The 21,341-nt window shown below is 59.4% G+C and carries 12 protein-coding genes and 5 pseudogenes; 7 read left to right on the forward strand and 10 right to left on the reverse strand.

Annotated features, from left to right (window positions below):
* Positions 1-9: 9 nt before the first annotated feature.
* Both H1204_RS52330 and H1204_RS52335 read right to left on the reverse strand, forming a co-directional pair.
* Positions 10-2,022 (reverse strand): PepSY domain-containing protein, encoded by a 2,013-nt coding sequence (locus H1204_RS52330; RefSeq protein ID WP_243469194.1) that lies wholly within the window; start codon positions 2,020-2,022, stop codon positions 10-12.
* Positions 2,023-2,098: 76 nt separating this feature from the next.
* Positions 2,099-2,323, reverse strand: a pseudogene (locus tag H1204_RS52335) (aspartate aminotransferase family protein); the annotation flags it as partial.
* Positions 2,324-2,511: 188 nt separating this feature from the next.
* Here H1204_RS52335 and H1204_RS47515 point away from each other — a divergent pair.
* Both H1204_RS47515 and H1204_RS47520 read left to right on the forward strand, forming a co-directional pair.
* Positions 2,512-3,981, forward strand: coding sequence for a PLP-dependent aminotransferase family protein (locus H1204_RS47515; RefSeq protein WP_180736756.1), 1,470 nt, complete (start codon positions 2,512-2,514; stop codon positions 3,979-3,981).
* Between the two features lie 1,424 nt (positions 3,982-5,405).
* On the forward strand, positions 5,406-6,611 hold the full coding sequence (locus H1204_RS47520) for an IS110 family transposase (protein WP_180736757.1): 1,206 nt from the start codon (positions 5,406-5,408) through the stop codon (positions 6,609-6,611).
* Positions 6,612-7,435: 824 nt separating this feature from the next.
* Here the strand turns inward: H1204_RS47520 and H1204_RS47525 are convergent.
* From H1204_RS47525 to H1204_RS47535, 3 genes and pseudogenes are all read right to left on the reverse strand, one after another.
* Positions 7,436-8,188, reverse strand: coding sequence for a cupin domain-containing protein (locus H1204_RS47525; protein WP_180736758.1), 753 nt, complete (start codon positions 8,186-8,188; stop codon positions 7,436-7,438).
* Between the two features lie 315 nt (positions 8,189-8,503).
* Positions 8,504-8,884 (reverse strand): annotated as a pseudogene (locus tag H1204_RS47530) (aldehyde dehydrogenase family protein); the annotation flags it as partial.
* Positions 8,885-10,045: 1,161 nt separating this feature from the next.
* Positions 10,046-10,135: pseudogene (locus H1204_RS47535) on the reverse strand (haloacid dehalogenase type II); the annotation flags it as partial.
* A 101-nt stretch (positions 10,136-10,236) separates the two neighbouring features.
* Between H1204_RS47535 and H1204_RS47540 the strand changes: the two are divergent.
* Entirely contained in the window at positions 10,237-10,620 is a 384-nt protein-coding gene (locus H1204_RS47540) for a hypothetical protein (RefSeq protein WP_180736760.1), read from the forward strand.
* Here H1204_RS47540 and H1204_RS47545 read toward each other — a convergent pair.
* The 5 genes and pseudogenes from H1204_RS47545 to H1204_RS47565 form a co-directional block, all read right to left on the reverse strand.
* On the reverse strand, positions 10,605-11,471 hold the full coding sequence (locus tag H1204_RS47545; protein WP_180736761.1) for a transposase: 867 nt from the start codon (positions 11,469-11,471) through the stop codon (positions 10,605-10,607). The two genes, H1204_RS47540 and H1204_RS47545, sit on opposite strands and share 16 nt — an antisense overlap.
* 343 nt (positions 11,472-11,814) lie before the next feature.
* A pseudogene (locus H1204_RS47550) lies at positions 11,815-12,024 on the reverse strand (winged helix-turn-helix transcriptional regulator); the annotation flags it as partial.
* 43 nt (positions 12,025-12,067) lie between these two features.
* On the reverse strand, positions 12,068-13,477 hold the full coding sequence (locus H1204_RS47555) for an aspartate aminotransferase family protein (protein WP_180736762.1): 1,410 nt from the start codon (positions 13,475-13,477) through the stop codon (positions 12,068-12,070).
* Between the two features lie 174 nt (positions 13,478-13,651).
* Positions 13,652-14,565 (reverse strand): annotated as a pseudogene (locus H1204_RS47560) (glyoxylate/hydroxypyruvate reductase A).
* 313 nt (positions 14,566-14,878) lie between these two features.
* Positions 14,879-15,763 (reverse strand): GNAT family N-acetyltransferase, encoded by an 885-nt coding sequence (locus tag H1204_RS47565; protein ID WP_243469195.1) that lies wholly within the window; start codon positions 15,761-15,763, stop codon positions 14,879-14,881.
* 241 nt (positions 15,764-16,004) lie between these two features.
* Between H1204_RS47565 and H1204_RS47570 the strand changes: the two genes are divergently transcribed.
* From H1204_RS47570 to H1204_RS47585, 4 genes are all read left to right on the forward strand, one after another.
* Entirely contained in the window at positions 16,005-17,483 is a 1,479-nt protein-coding gene (locus H1204_RS47570; protein ID WP_180736763.1) for an aldehyde dehydrogenase family protein, read from the forward strand.
* A gap of 207 nt (positions 17,484-17,690) precedes the next feature.
* Entirely contained in the window at positions 17,691-18,359 is a 669-nt protein-coding gene (locus H1204_RS47575) for a haloacid dehalogenase type II (protein ID WP_180736764.1), read from the forward strand.
* 31 nt (positions 18,360-18,390) lie between these two features.
* Positions 18,391-19,665 (forward strand): FAD-binding oxidoreductase, encoded by a 1,275-nt coding sequence (locus tag H1204_RS47580; protein WP_180736765.1) that lies wholly within the window; start codon positions 18,391-18,393, stop codon positions 19,663-19,665.
* A 26-nt stretch (positions 19,666-19,691) separates the two neighbouring features.
* The gene (locus H1204_RS47585) at positions 19,692-21,308 is read left to right on the forward strand and encodes an ABC transporter substrate-binding protein (protein ID WP_180736766.1); all 1,617 of its coding nucleotides are present in this window, start codon (positions 19,692-19,694) and stop codon (positions 21,306-21,308) included.
* Positions 21,309-21,341: the final 33 nt, after the last annotated feature.

Below are 21,341 nucleotides of genomic sequence, written 5' to 3' on the forward strand. Positions count from 1 at the left end.
CCTTTCCATCTACAGATCGAGTACCAGCGTCCGGCTATTGGCACGCGAACAGCAGGGAGCGAAGCGATCGTTCCTATTTTTCTCGTCGTCGGAGAGAAACACGTCGCGATGCTGCGGTTCGCCTTCCAGCACGCGCGTCACACAGGTGCCGCAGACGCCTTGTTCGCAGGACGCCGCAATATGGATTCCGCAATCGGCCAAAGCAGCCATTACCGTCTTGTCGGTCGGGATACGAATAGTCTTGCCAGTGCTTGCAATCGTGACGTCGAATTCGACATTGCTGTCGGATTCCCTGCGTTCAACGCTGAAATATTCCCTGTGCATACGGGTTTTGTGCCAGCCTTTTTCCAATGCGGTGTCGATGACTGCATTCATGAATGCTTCGCCGCCGCATACGTATAAGTGCATTTCGGCATCGTGCGTTTCGAGAAGCGCGGCTAGATCGAGTCGTTGCTGTTTCTGGTCTTCCGTGAAGTGGAAGAAAACGTGGTCGGCGAATTTCGAGCGCTTGATGCGGTCGACAAAGGCTGCGCGCGCCGGCGAGCGCGCAAAGTAATGCATTTTGAAATCGGCTCTGAGACCAGCCAGGTGTTCCGCCATGCAAAGAATCGGCGTAATACCGATACCACCCGCGATGAGCAGGGAGTGCCTTGCGGATTCCACGAGCGGGAAGTGATTTTTCGGCGCGCTGACATCAATTAAGTCGCCTTCCTTGACATGCTCATGCATGGCCCGCGACCCACCGCGCGTCGGTTCCGCCCGCATGACGGCAATGAGATAGCGATGTCTTTCCCCAGGAGGATTGCACAGTGAGTATTGTCGAACCTTTCCTCCGGCTACATGAACATCAATGTGGGAACCGGCCGTAAAGGGCGGCAGCGCTTTTCCGGCAGGGTCGACAAGTTCAAAAGATTGAATGTTCTCCGCTTCGGCTTTTTTCCTGGCCACTTTCAACGTGAGAGTGGTTCGGGGCGACACGGGAGCCCGCGGAGGGCGTTTGCGGCGTAGATAACTGCCGATGCCGGCGTAAGCCAATACCGGTACAGAGAGCATGCCGATCAGTTGCAGCACTTGAATAAATCCCCCGCTCAGCCATCCGTAATGCAGCGCAAGCGCCGTCAGGTAAATCCGGTGACCTAAGCTGTTCTCGGCATATGAAGTAAAGCGCAACACTTTGCCCGTTCTCGGATCGAGACTGACATAGGAAAACGCATTTACATGAGGTGCGTCGCGTGCGACAAGATCGATGTTGAAAGCATCCCCGGCCTTGCCAGGGTAGCGAATGCGAGCATATTTTGGTTGCGGCACCAATGCCTGTGCGCGTTGCCAGAGCGCCTCGACTGGCAGGCTTTGCGTATGGGCCTGCACGACCGATCCGGGAGAAGGTGCGGGGGGCTTCGAGGCCGTCAGTGTGTAGAGCGCATCCCTCACGAATTGAAACGATTGCAGCGCGCCGGTGAGCGCGGACGCAAGTACGATGAGGCTGACATAGACACCAAGCGTTTTGTGCAGATTGAGCCAGCGCGCGCGACCGGTGAGGTTGGACTTGATCCTGACGGCGCGCCTGCGTTTGCGCAAGGCCTCTGGAATCCACACAGCTAGGCCGCCACCGACCAGGACAATCGCGAATGTCAGCGCGAGCGTTCCAGCAACGACGCTTCCATTTTCCAGAAACTGAAAGCTGTGCAGGCTGGCCATCGTACCGAACAGGCCGCCGTAGCGATCCTCGCTTCCACGCACTTCGCCAGTGCATGGATTGACGTAGTACCACCGGTTGTCGCTCAAAAGAACGCGCGTGCTGGAATCCGCGTCGTCGTATATGCGCAGCTGCTTTGGCCGGCCTGCGACTGGATTAGAAGCGCTGGCATTGGCAATCAACGTATCGAGCGGTAGCCGCTGTTTGCACGATGCGACTTTTAGTAGATCGTGGTAGATGACGGGTTCGAGTGGCGCTCGAAACAGCATGCCCGCGCCGGTAACCGCCACCATGACGACGAACAGACCGATGCTCAGGCCTGTCATGCGATGTAACTGAAGAATTCGCTCACGTAGAGATACACGCATAGACCCCCCAATAACTGGAATGACGTTGGCTTTGATTGCCAGCCATCGGCTCAACGATGGCTGCTGCTATGGATGAGGCGGCGTGCAGCGCCACCAGTCGCTCGAGATCAGATGCGAGGTGCGCGCCCCACGTGGGCTGGTTCATGGAGGAGGCCATGTCTGGCAGGCTGTGGGTATGAGGCAGATGATCAACGCCCGGCAGTATCATCGTTGCGAATATCTTGCGAATAGCAACCATGCCTTCTGCCGAGATGTCGCCCAAACAGTCTGTTAGGAGTAAACCCAATAAAACAGGAATCCAAAGTAATATTCTATGATGCTTGATGTCTGTAAGATCCATGATCTCCTGGCGCGCTTCGACTTAAGGCTTTGTTCGATGGCAAGACTTGACAGTACGCGTGCCCGCGGTGAACCTATGAGTCCAATTCAAAAAGTTTGATAGGTCCAATGGCTGACTCGTTACTTGCTGACCTCCTGATCGGCCGTCTCTGTCGGGACGGCTCCGTACCCCTACAGATCCAGATCGCGAACGGGATCCGAGACGCGGTATCCGACGGCACCCTGAAGGCTTCCGTACGTTTGCCGTCTTCCCGAACGCTCGCGGCGGCACTAGGGGTCTCCCGAATAACCGTTGTAACGGCTTATGAAAGGCTGTCGGCCGACGGCTATCTCCATACCGATTCCACGAGCGGTACGCTTGTCTCCGACAAGCTGCCGCAATCGATGAAGCCGGCGCGTCGGGAATCAACCGCGCGAACCCTGTCCGAGCGCGGAGAGCAACTGATACGCGCTCCTGGGGGTATCCAGGAACGCAAGGGGGCGTTCGTGCCGGGTGTCTGCGATACGGATTATTTTCCTTATCAGATATGGAGGCGTATCCAGAATCGCTATCTCGGGGAGCAGCATGCGGACCTCATGGGCTACTCCAATCCAGGCGGATATCTCCCGTTGCGCCGCGCGCTGTCGGAGTATTTGCGAGTATCGCGCGCGGTTCGAGCCTCCCCGGAGCAGATCATCATAACAATGGGGAGCAATCAGTCGCTTGACCTTTGCTCACGCATTCTGGCCGACGTGGGTGAACTGGCCTATGTTGAAAACCCTTGCCACTGGGCAACGCCAATCCTGTTGCGCGCCAACGGGCTGGAAGTGGAGGCTATTGCTGTCGACAGTAACGGGATGAAGCTCGAACGATGTTTGCGCCGACCTCGACTCGTAGTGATGACCCCATCGCATCAGTTTCCAATGGGGGTGACGTTGTCGGACGAACGGCGTGCCCGTTTGCACGCGGGCGCTGCGCGGTGGGACGCATTCGTTCTGGAAGACGACTATGACAGTGAATTCCGATATGACCAGCGTCCGCTTCCGTCTCTTCAAGGCGTCGATGAAAACGGCCGTATCATTCTGATGGGAACGTTTAGTAAGGTAATGTACCCCGGCATGAGGCTCAGCTATATAGTCGTTCCGCCCGACCTGGTCGATTCCTTCGCAGCCGCTTCGTTGCGCTTATACAGACCAGGGCACCTTTCCTTGCAGGCAGCGATGACAGACTTTATTGCGGACGGTCATTTCTCGACGCACATTCGGCGGATGCGCGATATCTATGGTGCAAGACAATCGGAATTGCTCCGGTGTCTAGACCAGTGCTTTGGCGATGCACTTGAAACATCACGGAACGCGGCGGGCCTGCATATGACAATCAGGATCCGGGATCTGGTTGACTTCGATACGACTGTATCGCGATCGCTTGAACAGGGAATTTACCTTCGCAGGCTGCACACGTTCAATCAAGGCGATCCAGGATTTCGTGACGGATTTCTGTTGGGGTTCGGCGCGCTCGATATCGAAGCCATCCGTCCGGCTGTGCAGACCTTCGCACGCATCGTCGAGAGCGTGATGTCTGTGCCGGATTCGCGGTAGTGCCTCTCAGACACTTCTCGGCAAGCGTCGTACAGCTAGTCGAGGCATTGAGATTTTATCCAAAGGAATGGTCAGGTCTTTTCCCATTCCACTTCAGGATCTCTCCGATGTAGGACCGGCCCCCCGACTCCGGCATGCTTCGAAATTGAGGCGAATCGGTGGGCAGGAGCAGCCTGTCGAGCGTATGCCTGGCCAGGCATAGGCGTCATGCGAAGTCATCACGGGCCATGCCTGGCCGTTTCATTGCGAAGCGCAGAAAGTCCCGCTGAGCGAGGTCCGAAATTCTTTCCGATGTCGCCATCGAATGCTCCTAATATCAATAAGTAAGACTACGATGTTTTCCTCGGGAATCTGAATCGACACGCATTCCACTGGCTGCACCGTCGCCTTTCCATGACGGTCGTGCTCAATATGGAGTTCGCACATAACCTTGTGCGTTATTACCTGGTCAGCTGTGCACCGCGCGAGCTGTGATGCGCGCTTCGGCGCCTCTGGCTGACAGAGTGGTCGCCCGGCCGTTGGAAACCACCGGGCGCTCAAGCATTCGCGTCTTCGTGGCTGGCGGACTCCATCGATTTCCACACTTTACCCAGCCGACCCCATCGCTCGCTCGCCGACGGTCAATAGGTTCGCCAGACTAACATCAGTACCTTGACTTACCGGAACGGCACGTCACGCTGCTTTCTGACCTTTGCACAGCATGGACCCGGTGTCAAAACCAATGCGCCGGCAAGCTCGGTGGTGATGATTCGGCTTTGTCATTCAAAGTCGCGAAGGAACCCTAAGATCGATGCCGTCCGGCTTGCAGCCATGAATCATCGCGGTTGTCCCCGTCAAGATGCGTGCGGTCGGCATCGATCGGCAAGTGGGTCGACATAGATCTTGACGTCGCGAATGAGATGGAGATCGTTCGATGGTACTGACTGACGACGCGCAATTGCATCGTCAAATACGTGCCGAAAGAAGGCGCATGTCGCAATTTGCAATGGACTGGCGGCATTTTCTGCTGCGAGCGCTCAACCACTGTTCCGTCGCCCCGGGGCCGGAGCCGACAGGGGTTTTTGAAACGCGCTGGATCGTGGAAGACGCCACGACAGCGCTCCGCGTTCTCAGCAGCGAATCGCTCGCAGCCTTTGCAATGAGGCGCGAGTCGTCTGCACGATGCGGCCAGTGGGTCCCGCTCGACAGCGCCTGCACCGTTACTATCTTCATTCCTCGACAATCGAGGATTTGGCCAGCTAGGCCCGGCATGATTCTCGCCCCCAGTCGCAGTCATGATCCGGGGGTGTTGTCACCGGGCCTGGTGGGTGGCTGGTGATCGCTAATAGGGGCTCGGCCAGGATATCTTGAGGCCGTCCGTAACGTGGATGCCGAGACTTGCCACCGATGTTGCAGGCCAAACCGTTCAACCTGCAAAGCCTTCGATGCAAGAAAACCAACAACATAGCTCTGTCGATGTATTCGTCGGCGTCGATGTCGGCAAAGGCCACCATCACGCCGTCGCCCTCGATCGGCGCGGAAAGCGCCTTTACAACAAGGCGCTGCCCAACGATGAGGCCAAGCTGCGCGCCCTCATTACCGAACTCAAGACGCACGGCCAGCTCCTGTTCGTCGTCGATCAACCCGCCACCATCGGCGCGTTGCCCGTGGCAGTCGCCCGTGATGAAGGTGTTCTGGTCGCATATCTACCGGGTCTGGCTATGCGCCGCATCGCCGACCTGCACGCCGGTGAAGCCAAGACTGATGCTCGCGATGCCGCCGTCATTGCTGAAGCCGCGCGCTCAATGCCGCATACGCTGCGCTCACTTCGGCTGGCCGACGAACCACTCGCCGAACTCACCATGCTGTGCGGCTTCGACGACGATCTGGCGGCCCAGATCACGCAGACCAGCAACCGCATTCGAGGTCTGCTCACCCAGATCCATCCGGCGCTGGAAAGGGTCCTGGGGCCGCGCCTCGACCATCCGGCCGTGCTCGATCTGCTTGAGCGATACCCGTCACCCGCCGAGCTCGCCTCAGCCAGCGAGAAAGCACTCGCCAACCGCCTCACCAAACTCGCACCTCGCATGGGCAAGAGCCTGGCTGCCGACATCGTCCAGGCGCTCAGCGAACAGGCTGTGATCGTGCCCGGTACTCAGGCCGCAACCATCGTCATGCCGCGTCTTGCCCAGCAACTCGCATCCTTGCGCAAGCAACGCGAGGAGGTTGCCAGCGAAGTTGAACGTCTGGTGCATGCACACCCTCTTTGGCCGGTCCTGACCAGTATGCCGGGAGTCGGCGTCAGGACCGCCGCCAGACTCCTCACTGAAGTCGCTCACAAAGCCTTCGCATCGGCTGCGCATCTCGCCGCCTACGCCGGCCTCGCCCCGGTGACCCGACGCTCGGGCTCGTCCATCCGTGGCGAACACCCGTCCAGACGGGGCAACAAGGTACTCAAGAGAGCGCTCTTCCTCTCGGCCTTTGCTGCCCTGCGAGACCCGATCTCAAGGGACTATTACGCGCGCAAGGTCCAGCAGGGCAAGCGCCACAATCAGGCGCTCATCGCTCTCGCTCGACGACGCTGCGACGTGCTGTTCGCCATGCTGCGCGACGGCACCCTCTACCAACCAAAATCCGCCCCTACCGCTTGACGAGTCACATAGGGGCACCCCCCCGGGCGGCGGCACACAGCAAAAGGGAGATATGTAGACGTGAGGTTCCCGGATTGATCTGAGTTGGGTCGGAATTCTACGGCCTTTGGGAGCCAAGGACTCATGCCGCTCACACTGGCACCGCGATGCAGCGTTGCCAAAACGTTGGTTTCGCACCGCCGGAACCAATGCAAAATACTGTGTCAGGGAGTGAAAAACGCGTGGAATCTGCTGAATCATGTCATTAACCGGTGACATGTGCGGGCCGGCTGGCGTACGATCTCGTCGTCAAGGGACGAACCAGAAGGATACCTGAATGGACGGATTCCGATCCCTGCAGGGTTGGGATGCATCGAGTGCATCAGATTGGCAGCGAGCTCTCAAGTTTGAAGTGCAACACTCCGACTCGTATAAGGTGTTGCCATGGAAAAACGATACCAACAATTCCAGCCTGAAGAACGGCTGACGATTGCCAGCCAGCGTCTGCAGGGTTCGAGCATACGTGCCACGGCCCGTATGCCCAGGCGCTAAGCGTGGCACGACGTGTCGCTGCCCGGGGTCCCGCCAAGCTCGACCCGCAAGGGATTACATGGCGCATCGTCCTCACGCTGCTGGACTGGACACGGTCGCCTCAGCAGATAGTTACGTGGATCAGCCAGTCCCCGCGGTAGTGGCCCGGATGATGGAACCCGATCAGGCCTCCCATCTTTTTGTGCAGGTCGCGATCGCGGGGAGCGAACTTGCACCCAAACGCATGCAGAATCCAGAAGTTGACCTTGTTGGTGCTGCGTCACTCAAGGACGTGTTGCGGACGGCTTACGGTGTCATGCCGGGCGGTAGATCGCGTATACCTTGGCCACGTCTTCGCGACTTTCCCAGCTGCATTGCGCGCTCTGTTCAACGAGGAAGATGTCGCCACGCACAAAAGTCTCGGTTCGGCCGATTTCGTCGATGAACGTTACACTGCCGTCCAGGAGATACATTAGCTCGTAGTGGTGATAAAACATCGCGCTTCGATGATAGGGCGTCGAATCCCAGGTGCCGCATGTGAATGCTCCATCCACGGAACGATAGTCCGTGAAGTTGCGGCATACAGGCGCCGGCGTGAGCAGCAAGTGCGCGGGAGGCGTACCGGACGGTTCCCGTTGAGCCGCCTGTTGAATCGGCACAACACTGTCATCAGCAGGCTGGCTGCTGTGATAACGCATGAAGATGATCGATACGGGCTCTTGCGCCGACCATGAAAATTCCGCGCCGTGGCTCAACACCGCGCTGTCACCTGGCCCTAAGGTTAAAGCTTGCACCGGTTGCGTCAGGGTGATCGCTCCTTCCGAAACGATGATAAATTCATCTGCCGGCTGGCAATGCACTACACCACACCCTGCATCGAGCGCTATCACGCCTGCGGTCACAGGACAAGGCGGCAAATCCAAAAGGCGGCGACGGGAAAGAAAGCGGTTGTCGCCCACGGAGCCGGTCGCTACGAGCCCCTGGCTCTTGTCCGATGCGAACTTACGGAGGTCCACAAACGATCGGGGAGTGCGGTGCCGTGCCGCTGCTTGCTGCAACTTGGACATGATGTGCTGGTCGTTCGATTTTGTGGAAGGATGGCTACGCCGCATTTGCGGTGAGTGTGAAAATGTATTTCGCTTCAAAGTCGATCATGATGCAATTGCCTGTTGATTGCGGGCCCCAGACCTGTCCGTATCGTTGTTGCGATGATGAGAATTTAATCAAAGCAATAGATGCGGTTGGTACCGTTCGATGGAGCTAAAGCGCGCAGTTGCATCGTTTTTATAACCCGGCACGGCAGGTTATGCCGCGCCTTTCAAACCACTCTTTTTAACTTTCCGTGTAGAAGGAAACAGCGTCGTGTTTAGGGAGAGCTCTGGTTAGGTGCACACGTGAATGAGAACGTGTTTCGCGCGCTGATTCGCCTCGAACGCTTCCCGTCCAAAGTCCTTACCAATTCCGGAGCGCTTAAAACCGCCCGTAGCAATGACGGAATCGTCGCAGCGGCCATACCTATTCACCCATACGGTCCTCGCCTCGATTCCACGCGTGAAGCGTAGCGCGCGGCCCAGGTCCGCCGTATGCGCACTGGACGCGAGCCCATACTCCGCGTGCTGTGCAAGCGCGAGCGCCTCGTCTTCAGCTTCGAACGTCTGGACTGTCAGGATCGGCCCAAAAATTTCCTCCTGCACCGCACGATTATTCGATTCGACGTCAGTCAAGATGGTCGGCTGATAGTACGCACCGCGTACGTCGGCGCGGGCATACGCGGCACCGCTGGGAAAGGACGCGGAAGCGACACCGTTCGACGGCCGCGCGACGGGCACCCGCGCCGCATCTTCGTTGAGGTACTCGCCATCGATGAAGTGCCCGCCACGCATTGAGCGCGATCCGGGATCGAAATACATGTCAAACGTATGCCGGTTGAAGAAGTGAGGAGGTCGGATCCATCATCTGAGCGATGCATCGGAGACATGGATCGTAAGTGCATCCACGCCGCAGATGCTGCCGAGATCGTGGTTCGATTCGACACTGCGCCCGCGTTTTTGCTACGCATTCCGTGCAATCGTCGTGATTTGATGGGATAACATAGACTCGCGCCGAAACAACCGGATCGTGCTAGGCATCTCTGGTTTGCAAATGCGATATTGGTGGCGTCAGCCTCTATGGTCGGAGTCCAGCGCTGTCGAATCCAACGCCCGCGCACTTCTTGCACGCGACGCTAGCAAGCACTTCGCCCTATATCCTCGATGTATCCGACGGCCGACCGGTCTCATATCCGGCCGGCGCTCAAGATGGCGAAGACTCCGCGCATACGCTGCTCTGACACTGAGACTCGTCCGAGCTATTAACATTCGTCAACGCCGACTCCAAAGCCTGAACAAAACGCTGAAATGCATCGAGGGTCCCGTGGATGCTTCGGTACTCGGTGAGCCCGATCTTTGCGTCTAGCACAACCAGCATTCCAGCGTCCCCTGCCAATTCCAGGATGTTCATTTCCTTCTCCATCGATCGCCTGCCTATCGCCCCATCGATCACGCCGCAAGCGGGTAAGCGTGCATCGCTGGCATGCTCCTATTTTCCGGAAAGACGTTCCACGAACCGTCATCGTGCCGGAAGAAAACGATGGTCAAAGTTCCGTCCACCAGCGGCCCGCCGATGCGCACAAAGCGTCTTCTGTCCTTTGGAGTGCGGCTGAACTCGACTACACTTATGGTCTTCGCGGCAGAATGGCCAAACCACTTGCCGACCAGCGTTCGTAAGCACCTCTCGCCGCAACCCATTTCACTCTCCTCTTACAGCGTCGCCACTACTTCCCGTCACGTCGTGGCCAGAACATCGCACCGGCACATCGCTTACCGGTCAACAACTATAGGAAACGCCACGAGCTTCTCCAGACCTTCGCCGTTCAGCAGGTGGCCGTACTGTTCTCGCGTCATGTCGGCCATGTGGAATTTGGTGAGGGTGCCGTAGCAGTCGAAGGTGATGTATTTCGGTTCGAGGTCGATCACGGCGCAGTCCTATCGTGATGGCGAACTCGCATCGGAGTTCAATGGCGAAAACAGGAAAAGCTCATTCCTGTAAAAAAGATTTAAGCAGGAAAAAAAAATAGATGCTCCTGATTCGTGCGCTGCCGGCGACACAAACCATGCGTTTTGAGGCTTCCGGCAGCACAGAATGCGGCACTCAGGTCGAACGCCTTGTCCCTGCTGGGTTTGCGGCTAGCGCCAGACGGATGACACGAGTTCAGGCGCGCAGGTCGATCAGCACGCTCTTGAAACGCAGGTTTGCTTCTTACAACTGGTTGCGGGTTTCGATCAGGCTCGACGCGGCACGGTTTGACGAGCGCATGGGATGGGAAGAAATGGCTGCGGCGAAGCGCGCGACGCGACGATATGGTGCGAAGATTTCGGTATGGCGCAGACGAACGGGATCACGGCGCGATGCGCCGACGGTGGAACAAAGATCTCGAGCGGGAGATCAGCTTTGGCAGTAGTGGCGCAGGTTGATCATCGTATAAGCGAGCGTCTTTAACGCATAGTGTAACTGACTGATTCGCTCGAAACGTAACAGAAGGCGACGGAACTTGTCTACCCAGGCGAACACGCGCTCGATCGTCCTGAACCGCTCCTTGAAAATGGCCGGATCGAACAGTGCCTTGCGGCCGCGCTTCGGGCTCTTCCTGTCGCGCGAACTCGCGTTGATGTTGGGCACCATTCCGCGATTGAAAATAGCTTTGCGGTTGCGCCGGCAATCGTACACGCCATCCAGACTTACGACGGTTCCCCGCAGGTCCAGCCCCACCGCGGGGGCGATGCGCGTGAGCCGCGGCAGCGCTTCGCGCAGCAGCGGCGATTCATTGCGATTGCCCGGGGTCGACACGAACGGCGCGATCACGTTGCAGTTCCGATCGTAGAGGGTAACGACCTTGCAGCCCTTGACCTTCTTGTGGCCGCTGAAGCCGAGGTTGTCGGCTCCCTTCTTCGCGGCGCTCATGGTGCCATCGCCATGAATGACGCGAGTGTCTAGGCGATCGTCGCAATGAAGTCTGGACACCGAACTCTCGAAAATAGCATCAAAGCATCCGTCCGCTTCCCAACGCCGAACGGCTCGATAGATGCGCGTGTAATGGATCTCGGGGCGGCCGTGCCGATCTTTCCCGATGGGCAGCTCCTTCCATTGGCAGCCGAGATAGAGCTCCTTCAGGATGTAGTTGAAGATTGTGTGCGCGCTGAGCTTTCGCGCCGGGCCGCGACGGCCCTGACTCAGATGCGGCCAGACAAATTGCTCGAACTGCTCGACACTCAATCTCGTCGGAATCTCTTGCCACGATTGCCTTTGGGCCATTTCTCCCTTCAAAGCATTGGGATTCTAGCCGATTCCAGTGGGGCGACGGGAACCCATGCCCCATGGCCCTTTCAGCCGATTTTGCCGGTCGCAAAAAAACCGCAACCAGTTGTGAGAAAGGCCATCGCCGCACTGCCACCGGGCCAGCGACAGGCAATCGAACTGCTCAAGCAGCGGGAACTGTCGCTCAGGAAGGCGTCAGCGGCGACCGGAATGAGCATTGCAGCCCTCAAGGTGGCGAGTCGGCTGCGGGTAGCCTGCGGCAGACGGCGGCATCGATGGAGGAAATTACCGGGACGGTCGATCAGTCTGCCGCGGCGGCTCGTGGGGCCGACGAGCGTGCGATCTGCACGTCGTCGAGTTTTTCGAGCTGGATCTGCGCACCGTACCCGATGATGTAACCCGCCTTCTCCAGACGCTTCACGCGGATCAGGCAAGGGCTGGGCGACAGCCCGACTGCGTCGGCCGGCTCGACGTTCGTGATTCGCCCTCGCTTTTGCAACTGCGAGAGGATGCGCAAATCGATTCGGTCCAGCTTGCAGTCGGTGCTCATCGTGATTCCGTCGCGTACGCATGTCTAGGATCACTTGATGCTATCAGGCGGCCGCGCGACGGTTGCATTCAATCGAACCCTTCAGGACACCGCGGACTTCGGCTTGCGCCAACACGTCGTCGAGCGTCTTTTCGAGGCGCTCGAACAGCAGGTCGAACTCGCTTTCGGTGTAGCACAGCGCGGGCGCGAAACCGAGAATGTTGTCGCCGAACGCGCGGAACACGAGGCCGTTCGAATATGCGGCGGCAGCAATGCGGTCCGGCAGTTTCAGCGCCGCGTCGAAGCCCTGTTTCGTGTCCTTGTCGGCGACGAGTTCGAGCGCGCCCAACAAACCGCGATGCCGCGAATCGCCGACGAGGGGATGCGCGAGCAGCGCATCGAGCCCTTGCGCGAAGCGCGGCGCACGCGCGACGCCGTTCGCGAGCAGGCCGCCTTCGTGATAAAGGCGCATCACTTCGAGGCCGATCGCGGCGCTCACGGGGTGCGCCGAGTACGTGTGCCCGTGGCCGATAGCAGCCGCGACGTCGCCGCCGTCGGCGATGCCCTGATAGACGGCGTCCGACATCAGTACCGCGCCCATCGGCGCATAGCCGGCGGTGAGGCCCTTGGCGACCGTCATCAGGTCCGGCTCGACGCCTTCCGCTTCGCACGCGAACAGCGGCCCCGTGCGGCCAAAGCCGGTGATGACTTCGTCGGCGACGAACAGGATGCCGAGCTTGCGGCAGGCTTCGCGTATCGCGTTCAACCAGCCGACAGGCGGCACGATCACGCCGCCCGAGCCCTGGATCGGCTCGCAGAAGAAGGCGGCGACGTTGTCCGCGCCGAGAGCTTCGACTTTCGCTTCGAGCGCGGCGACGGAGGCGGCGATCAGGGCGGCGTCGTCGGCGAAATCATTGCGGTACGCGTAGGGCGACGGGATGTGATGTTGCGTGGGCAGCGGCACGTCGAAGTTGCGATGGAACGCGGGCAGTGCGGTGAGGCCGGCGCCGGTCGACGACGAGCCGTGATAGCCGCGTTGCAGCGCGATGATGTGCTTTTTCGACGGACGGCCTGTCGCGTTGAAGTAGTGCGTGATGAAGCGCAGCGCGGAGTCGACGGCATCCGATCCACCGAGCGTGAAGTACACGTGCTGCAGCGACGCGGGCGCGAGTTCGACGAGCCTGGCGGCGAGTTCGATGGCGGGTTCGGAGCCGAAGTGGAAGTAGCCTGTCGCGTAGGGGAGGCGTTGCAGTTGTCGTGTCGCTGCGTCGACGATGCTTTGATGACCGTAGCCGGTGTTGACGCACCAGAGGCCTGAGAACGCGTCGAGCAGTTCGTTTCCGTCGATGTCGCGGAGGTAGACGCCCTGCGCGGATTCCAGCACGGTGACACCGCGCGCTTCGTGTGCGCGATAGCTGACGACGGGGTGGATCAGATGCCTACGGTCGGCTTCGATGAGCGATGGGTTAGACATGATGCAGTTCTCTTCCAGGAATAGGCGTTGGACCATTCCAATACTACGGGAGAGCCCCATCCGCCGATCCGCAAAATCAGTCACGGAAAAGCGCAAATGCGGCTTTTCGTGGGCTACACGCAGCATTTTGTGCTTGCGCGCTGCTTTAAGCAGGGCAGTACGGCTTCCGTAGCGTCAGTAGCCAAGGCTGCGGTCAACTTGCCCAAGTATCGCCAAGCCGTCGCGATGACGGCGGATGTTGTCCAGCACTACATCCACGGTCGTCTCGGGCTGGGTCGCACTCGCGATATGCGGCGTGATCCGCAAGTGCGGATACGCCCAGAAAGGATGCGACTCGGGCAGCGGCTCCGGGTCCGTCACGTCGAGAATCGCGTTTTGCAAGTGGCCGCTGTCGATCGCATCGAGCAGATCGTGCTGGTTCACTTGCGGACCGCGCCGGACGTTGATGAATGACGCGCCCTTCGACAGCCTGCCGAACGGACGTTTGTCGAGCAGGCCGCACGTTGCGTCGGTGAGCGGCAACAGGCAGACGAGAATATCGGTGCGGGCGAGAAATGCGTCGAGCGTGTCGACGCCTGCAAAGCATTCGACGCCTTCCTGCCGATGCGCGGAACGGCTCCAGCCCGCGCACGGAAAGCCGAACAGGCGCAGGCGCTCGAGCACCGCCGTGCCAAGCATACCGAGCCCAAGCACGCCGACGCGGCGCGACGTGGCCGCGCGCACGGGCATCTCCTTCCAGATGCGCTGTTGCTGCTGCAGCGCGTATTCGAAGAGATCGCGATGAATGGTCAGCACGGCTTGCGTCACATATTCGACCATGCCTTCGACGATACCGGGCTCGACCATTCGTACCACGGCGATATGTGGCGGCACGCGTGACAGATTGAACTGATCGATGCCCGCGCCCACCGAGAAGATCACTTCGAGATTGGGTAGCGTGCAGGCCGGGTCGTCGGGCGGCTGCCAGGCGGCGAGATAGCGGATGGACGCCGGATCGCCGATGTCAACGGAGTCTCAGCGGCCTTCTGCGCGAAGAGCCGCGCCCATAGCTTGCCGCGTTCGGGGTCGGCCTTGTAGAGAAGCGTCAAGTTTTATTTCAGCTCTTTTGATCAGATTTTCGTGGCAAAAGGCATCAGGATTGCTCGTTAAGTAAGGGCTGCCAGATCAGAGGAACACTTCACTATGACATGCGGGACCCAGGTGGGCAGAACGCCACAGCAAGAAGCATCGGCGTCATACGATCCGAACGACCTCTGCATGTTTTCTCCATGCACGAAGCACATCGCCGACGAAAGCCGTCCCCACAGTAGGCGGAGGGAGTTGCGCGAATATCTATCGACCAGGTTATTCCACGGCCGGACGGTTTTCACGTGCCGCGTCGCGCACACCGAGTCTCTCTTACTAACAGACGGCCTGATTAACGATGCCGAATTGCCGAACGGATGCATCGGCGGGAAGAGCACCGTTGCGTGCCATTTTCACAACGGTACCGGCGTGTGCAAGTCCGAGTCCTTCCAGCCATTCAGAGAGTCGACATTCATCAGGCGTGTCAATACGCACGAATGCGCCCGCGTTCAGCGCGAGCCAGTAACTGATCAATGCCTTGGCACGGCAAGAGTCGTCAGATTCCGATGCGACGACGGGGCCGATCGCGAAACCGTGTCCGAAGCGTCGGAAAAGCGCGAAGCCGATGAGATCGCCATCACGGGCGAGTGCGATCCCCTCGGAAACTTCGAGAAGCGCCGGCATGAGCTCGCCGCGATCCAGGCCGCTCGCACGCGACGCGAGCTCGGTCAGGCGTGCAGTATCGTTCGAGCCGAGCGGGCGAAGCCTCTCGCCTTGTGGGAGGGAAACAAGTGGCGGCTGGAATGCGGTTCCCTGGTGCTGATGGATTGTTCCAATCGCTTCGAAGCCGAGCTTCTTGTACAACGGCTGGCCCTCTCTTGTGGCGTGAAGAATGACGGTCCTCTCGCCGAGTTCTTCGAGCAGCAGTTCCATGAGCTTGCGTCCGATTCCCCTGCCTTGGTGCTGCGGAGAGACAATAACCATTCCGAGTGATGCGCAATCAGATCCGTACTTCCAGCAAAGCCCGGTGCCAACCACTGTCCCGCCGCCATCCTGCGCGACGAATCCCCTGCCCGCCTGGGCGACAAGTTGCCAGTCCTCCACGCGATGAGGCCACCTGAGCTCACTTGACAGGGCGCGCGCTGCTGCGATGTCCCGAAGTGAAAAAGGCCGATAGACAATTTCACGACTCGCGACCTCGGCTTCCTTTCGGCCGGACATGCCTTTCTCCTTGGCTAGGTGCATACGCGGCAACTGTCGCATTGCCCTGATCCGTTGTCCATAACGTTGAAAGGGAGAACGCTAAATCAACGCAAACTGCGGTGTCAAAGAACTAATAACACTCTGGATCTGCTGAATCGCCCTCTTAGTCAGCGAGTTCTGCCGGGCGGTCAGCGGTACGATTCCCACCTGCGTCAACCCGCTAAATCAACGTCAGATGCACGAGTCAAAAGGAGAAGAAATGGACAGCTTCGATCCCGGCAAAGTGGCAGTGCGTTCCGGGCATTTCATCGGCGGAAAACACATTGAGGAGGGCACGCAGAAGCTACAGGTGGTTCGGCCCTCCGATGGCATTGCATATGCGTCGATTCCAGTGGCCAGTGCTGAAATGACGGACCGTATTATCGAGAATGCATGGACCGCCTGGCGTGCGAGCGGATGGGGGCAGTCTGCACCGCGCGATCGCGCAAGCGTCTTACGCCGCTTTGCTGACCTTGTCGCTGCAGATGTCGAGACGCTGGCGCCGCTTGAGGCGCTTGGGTCCACACGCCCGATTCGCGAGGCGGCGGCGTGGGACGTACCCTTCACCGCCGAAGGCATCCGCTTTTACGCGGAGTTCGCCGACAAGATCGGCGGCGATGTCGCCGCGACCGACCACGACCACCTCGGGATGACGATAGCGGAACCTTACGGAGTGGTCGGGGCGATCGCGCCGTGGAATTTCCCCCTGGTGATGGCGTCCTGGAAGCTTGCGCCGGCGCTCGCGGCGGGAAATGCGGTCGTGTTGAAGCCCTCGGAGGCGACGCCTTTTTCGGTGCTGCGCCTCGCGGAACTGGCCGTCGAAGCGGGCGTGCCACCGGGTGTTTTCAATGTGATACAGGGCGACGGTCACACGACGGGCGATGCACTTGTACGTCATCCGCATATCTCGAAAGTGACATTCACCGGGTCCACGCGCACGGGAGCCGCGATCATGGCCGCATGCGCTCAATCGGGCACGAAGCCGGTCACCCTGGAGCTGGGCGGGAAAAGTCCCCAGGTTGTCTTTGCGGACGCGCCGCGGCTCGACGATGTGGCTCGTCGCATAGCGACAGGGGTGGCGGGCAACGCCGGGCAGGTGTGCGTCGCGGGATCACGTCTACTGGTCGAGCGGTCAATTGCGGACGATCTGGCTGGACGGATAGCGCGCATCTTAGGCGAACGCAAGGCGGGCGCGACATGGTCGCGTGACACGACTTTATCGCCGATCATCTCCGCCGCCCAGGCAGCTCGAATCGAATCGATTGTGCAGCGCACTGTAGCCGGCGGCGCCACCGTACTTTGCGGAGGGTGTCGCGCCGAAGGCGAAGCGGGCGGAGCATTCTATTCCCCAACGATTCTCTGCAACGTCAATGAGCAATCCGAAGCTGTGCGGGAGGAGGTGTTTGGCCCCGTTCTGACGTTGCAGACGTTCGATACGGAAGATGAAGCGCTGGCTCTGGCCCAGCACGCCGACTATGGCCTGGCGGCCGGTGTGCATACAGCGGATCTGGGTCGTGCAATGCGCTTCGTGCGTGCTATCGAAGCGGGCACTGTTTGGGTGAATCGCTACGGCAGAACCAGCGATTTCATGATTCCGACGGGCGGCTACAAGCGCTCCGGTGTTGGCAAGGATCTTGGACGGCAGGCATATGAAGCAAATCTGCGGTTCAAGAGCGTCCTGATCGATATACGGTCATGAACGGGCACAAACGCTGGCGGCAGCGCGACGTGCGCTGCCCTTAGCAGACTGTGCTGTTTCGGCCTTTTATAAAGCGTTGAGGCCATGTTTTACCGACCAGAATGGACGACATCTTCTTTTTTTCAATGCTTAAATTCTGTTCAGGAACGCACTTCCTGTTTTCGCAACTGAACCCCAGCGGGTTCACAATACGATAGGACTTTTACCATGATCGAATTCGAGCCAAAGTACATCACGTTCGACTGCTACGGCACGTTGACGAAATTCCGCATGGGCGACATGGCCCGCGAGATGTACGGTAATCGCCTTCAGGGCGCCGAACTGGAGCAATTCGTCGCGTTCTTCTCGGGCTATCGCCGCGATGAAGTACTTGGTGCGTGGAAACCGTATCGTGACGTGATCGTCAATGCCGTTCGCCGCACCTGCAAGCGCATGAACGTGGAGTTCAATGAAGCGGAAGCCGAAAAGTTCTACTTCGCGGTGCCGACGTGGGGCCCGCATCCGGACGTGCCGGAAGGCCTGTCGCGGCTCGCGAAGAAATACAAGCTCGTGATCCTGTCGAACGCATCGAACGACCAGATCCAGAGCAACGTTGACAAGCTCGGCGCACCGTTCCACCGCGTGTTCACCGCCCAGCAGGCTCAGTCATACAAACCGCGCATGCAGGGCTTCGAGTACATGTTCGACCAGCTGAACTGCAATCCGCAGGACGTGCTGCATGTGTCGTCGAGCCCTCGCTACGACCTGATGACGGCGCACGACATGGGCATCAAGCACAAGGCGTTCGTCAAGCGCGGCCACGAACCGGATGCGCCGTACTACGAGTACTATGAAGTCGACACCATCGGCGATCTGGCAACGCAACTCGGTCTGTGATCCACTGCCTCCATTTATGCAAGGACAGCCGATGAAGCTCGACTCCTTCTGGCTCGACACCGCACCTGCCGGCATTCAGGTGAGCGAGGACCCGGTCGAAGGCCATGTCGACGTTGCCGTGATTGGCGGCGGTTTCACCGGGCTGTCCGCTGCGCTCGCACTCGGCAAGCGCGGCGCGGTAGTGGCCGTGGTGGATGCCGGGCGTATCGGCGGCGGTGCATCGGGGCGCAACGGCGGTCAGTGCAACACGGGCGTCGCGCAGGACTATGCGGCGCTGCGCGAGCAACTGGGCATCGAGCGCGCGCGAGACTGTTATCGCGCGTATGCGGCCGCGGTCGCTACCGTCGAGCGGCTGATTCGCGAGGAGCAGATCGATTGCGACTATCTCGCGTCGGGCAAGCTGAAGCTCGCGGCGAAGCCGCATCATGTCGCACATCTGGAACATACGGCCGAGTTGATCAGCCGCGAAGTTGATCCCGATGTCGAGATCATTCCTCGCGAGCGCATTCGCAGCGAAGTCGAGTCGGACAGTTTCTTTGGCGGGCTGCTGCATAAGCACGGCGGGCAGATGCACATGGGTAAGTTCGCGGTTGGTCTGGCGAATGCGGCTGTTCGCAACGGGGCGCGGCTATTCGAACATGCAGCCGTCACGTCGATCGAAAAGGATCGCGGCGCGTATCGGATCGAATCGGCGCGCGGCACGTTGCGCGCGCAGCAGGTGTTGATCGCGACAGGCCCATCGCGGCACGGGCCTTTCGGCTGGTACCGGCGTCGAATGGCCCCGGTCGGATCATTCATCATTGTGACGGAGCCTTTGCCGGCCGAGGACCTCGCGCGACTGTTGCCGAATCGCCGCTCCTACACGACCAGCCGGCTGATGCATAACTACTTCCGTGTCACTCGGGATTCCCGTCTGCTGTTCGGTGGACGCGCGCGCTTCACGGCATCGGAGCAACCGTCGGATGAAAAAAGCGGTCGTATCCTGCAGGCGAATCTCGCGCAGATGTTCCCCAGCCTCGGCAATGCGCGCATCGACTATTGCTGGGGTGGACTTGTCGATATCACGGCTGACCGTCTGCCACGCGCGGGACAACACGACGGCATTTATTTTTCGATGGGCTACAGCGGCCATGGCACGCAGATGTCGACGCACATGGGCCAGGTGATGGCCGATGTGATGTCCGGAAACCCGGAAGCGAACCCATGGCGTGACTTCGACTGGCCCGCCATTCCAGGGCACACGGGGAAGCCCTGGTTTTTGCCGCTCGTCGGTGCCTATTTCCGGATCAAAGACGTCTTTTATTGACGAATACTCCCTCGTGGAGGAGACAGATGCACAAGATAAATATGCCCGATGCTGCCGCCAGTGTCGGAGATGAGTTCGAACAACTCACCGGCAAAGGACTGTCGCGGCGTAATCTGCTTCGCGCGATGGCTGCTGGCGGAATGCTGTCGATGACCGGCACGGGATTGATTGCGGCGAGCGGGTCGGCATTCGCCCAACAGAATCCAAAAAAGGGCGGCAAGATTCGCGTCGCGACTCAATCTGCATCCACTGCCGATACGCTTGACCCCGCGAAGGGCGCGTTGAGTACGGACTACGTGCGCGCCAACATGTTCTACAGCGGTCTGACGGAACTCGACTCGCATCTCGGCGCCAAAATGGCGCTGGCAGAATCGCTGGAAACGAAGGATGCGGCCGTGTGGGTCGTCAAGTTGCGCAAGGGCGTACAGTTCCACGACGGCAAGGCGCTGGCTCCCTCCGATGTAGTCTATTCGATCATGCGCCATAAAGACCCGGCGACCGCTTCGAAGGCAAAGACGCTCGCTGACCAGATCAAGGACGCGAAGGCGACGGGTGCGAACGAAGTGACGATTACGCTGGAAGGACCGAATGCCGACCTGCCGGTGATTCTCGCGACCTCGCATTTCATGATCATCAAGGACGGCACGAAGGACTTCAGGACAGCCGTTGGCACTGGTCCGTTCAGGCTCAAGGAATTTTCGCCGGGCGTACGTACCGTCGGCGTGCGCAACGAGACTTACTGGAAGACCGGCCTGCCGCATCTCGACGAGATCGAACTCATCGGTATCGGTGATGAACCGGCACGCGTCAACGCGTTGCTTTCAGGTGACGTGCAACTGATCAATGCAGTAACGCCCAATTCGGCGCAGCGGATCAAGGGGACGCCAGGGTTTTCAGTGCTCGAGACGAAAACGGGCCAGTACACGGACCTGATCATGCGTGACGAAGGCGGCATCACGGGCAACGAGGATTTCCGCCGGGGCATGATGTACCTGCTGGACCGTGAGCAGATCCTCCGCGCGGCGTTTCGCAGCTACGGGGCAGTCGGTAACGACCAGCCTATTGATCCCACGAACAAATACTACTTTCCGGGTCTGCCGCAGCGGACCTTTGATCCTGACAAGGCCAAATACCATTTCCAGAAGGCAAAGCTCGGCGGAACGCCGCTGCAACTTTACGCGTCGCCGGCGGCCACGGGATCGGTAGAAATCGCGATGCTGCTGCAGGCGGCAGCGCCGCGCGCGGGCCTCAATCTCCAGGTGAGCCGTGTTCCGGCAGACGGCTACTGGTCGAACCACTGGATGAAGCATCCGCTCACCTTTGGCAACGTCAACGCCCGGCCGAGCGCGGATGTGCTCTTCACTCAGTTCTTCAAGTCCGACGCGCCATGGAACGAAGCGAACTGGAAGAACCCGAAATTTGACCAGATGCTCATCGCCGCACGGGGCGAGCCTGACGACGCGAAGCGAAAAAAGATCTATGGCGACATGCAGGTGCTCGTACACGAAGCCGGCGGTATCGGTATTCCTCTGTTCGTGAGTTCACTCGACGGCCATACGACACGGCTGAAAGGGCTCGGCTCGATTCCGCTCGCCGGCCTGATGGGCTTCACATTTGCGGAACACGTCTGGCTCGAGTCCTGACGCGCTATTCCCTCAGTCGCGCCGCTGCTTCGC

The sequence above is a fragment of the Paraburkholderia sp. PGU19 genome (assembly GCF_013426915.1).
Classification (GTDB): domain Bacteria; phylum Pseudomonadota; class Gammaproteobacteria; order Burkholderiales; family Burkholderiaceae; genus Paraburkholderia.

Coding starts and splice junctions, on each gene's coding strand:
- H1204_RS47575 (WP_180736764.1), top strand. CDS start 17,691: ATGATCGAATTCGAGCCAAAGTACATCACGTTCGACTGCTACGGCACG.
- H1204_RS47525 (WP_180736758.1), bottom strand. CDS start 8,188: ATGTCCAAGTTGCAGCAAGCAGCGGCACGGCACCGCACTCCCCGATCG.
- H1204_RS47540 (WP_180736760.1), top strand. CDS start 10,237: ATGCTCCTGATTCGTGCGCTGCCGGCGACACAAACCATGCGTTTTGAG.
- H1204_RS47520 (WP_180736757.1), top strand. CDS start 5,406: ATGCAAGAAAACCAACAACATAGCTCTGTCGATGTATTCGTCGGCGTC.
- H1204_RS47585 (WP_180736766.1), top strand. CDS start 19,692: ATGCACAAGATAAATATGCCCGATGCTGCCGCCAGTGTCGGAGATGAG.
- H1204_RS47515 (WP_180736756.1), top strand. CDS start 2,512: ATGGCTGACTCGTTACTTGCTGACCTCCTGATCGGCCGTCTCTGTCGG.
- H1204_RS47580 (WP_180736765.1), top strand. CDS start 18,391: ATGAAGCTCGACTCCTTCTGGCTCGACACCGCACCTGCCGGCATTCAG.
- H1204_RS47545 (WP_180736761.1), bottom strand. CDS start 11,471: ATGGCCCAAAGGCAATCGTGGCAAGAGATTCCGACGAGATTGAGTGTC.
- H1204_RS47570 (WP_180736763.1), top strand. CDS start 16,005: ATGGACAGCTTCGATCCCGGCAAAGTGGCAGTGCGTTCCGGGCATTTC.
- H1204_RS47565 (WP_243469195.1), bottom strand. CDS start 15,763: ATGTCCGGCCGAAAGGAAGCCGAGGTCGCGAGTCGTGAAATTGTCTAT.
- H1204_RS52330 (WP_243469194.1), bottom strand. CDS start 2,022: ATGACAGGCCTGAGCATCGGTCTGTTCGTCGTCATGGTGGCGGTTACC.
- H1204_RS47555 (WP_180736762.1), bottom strand. CDS start 13,477: ATGTCTAACCCATCGCTCATCGAAGCCGACCGTAGGCATCTGATCCAC.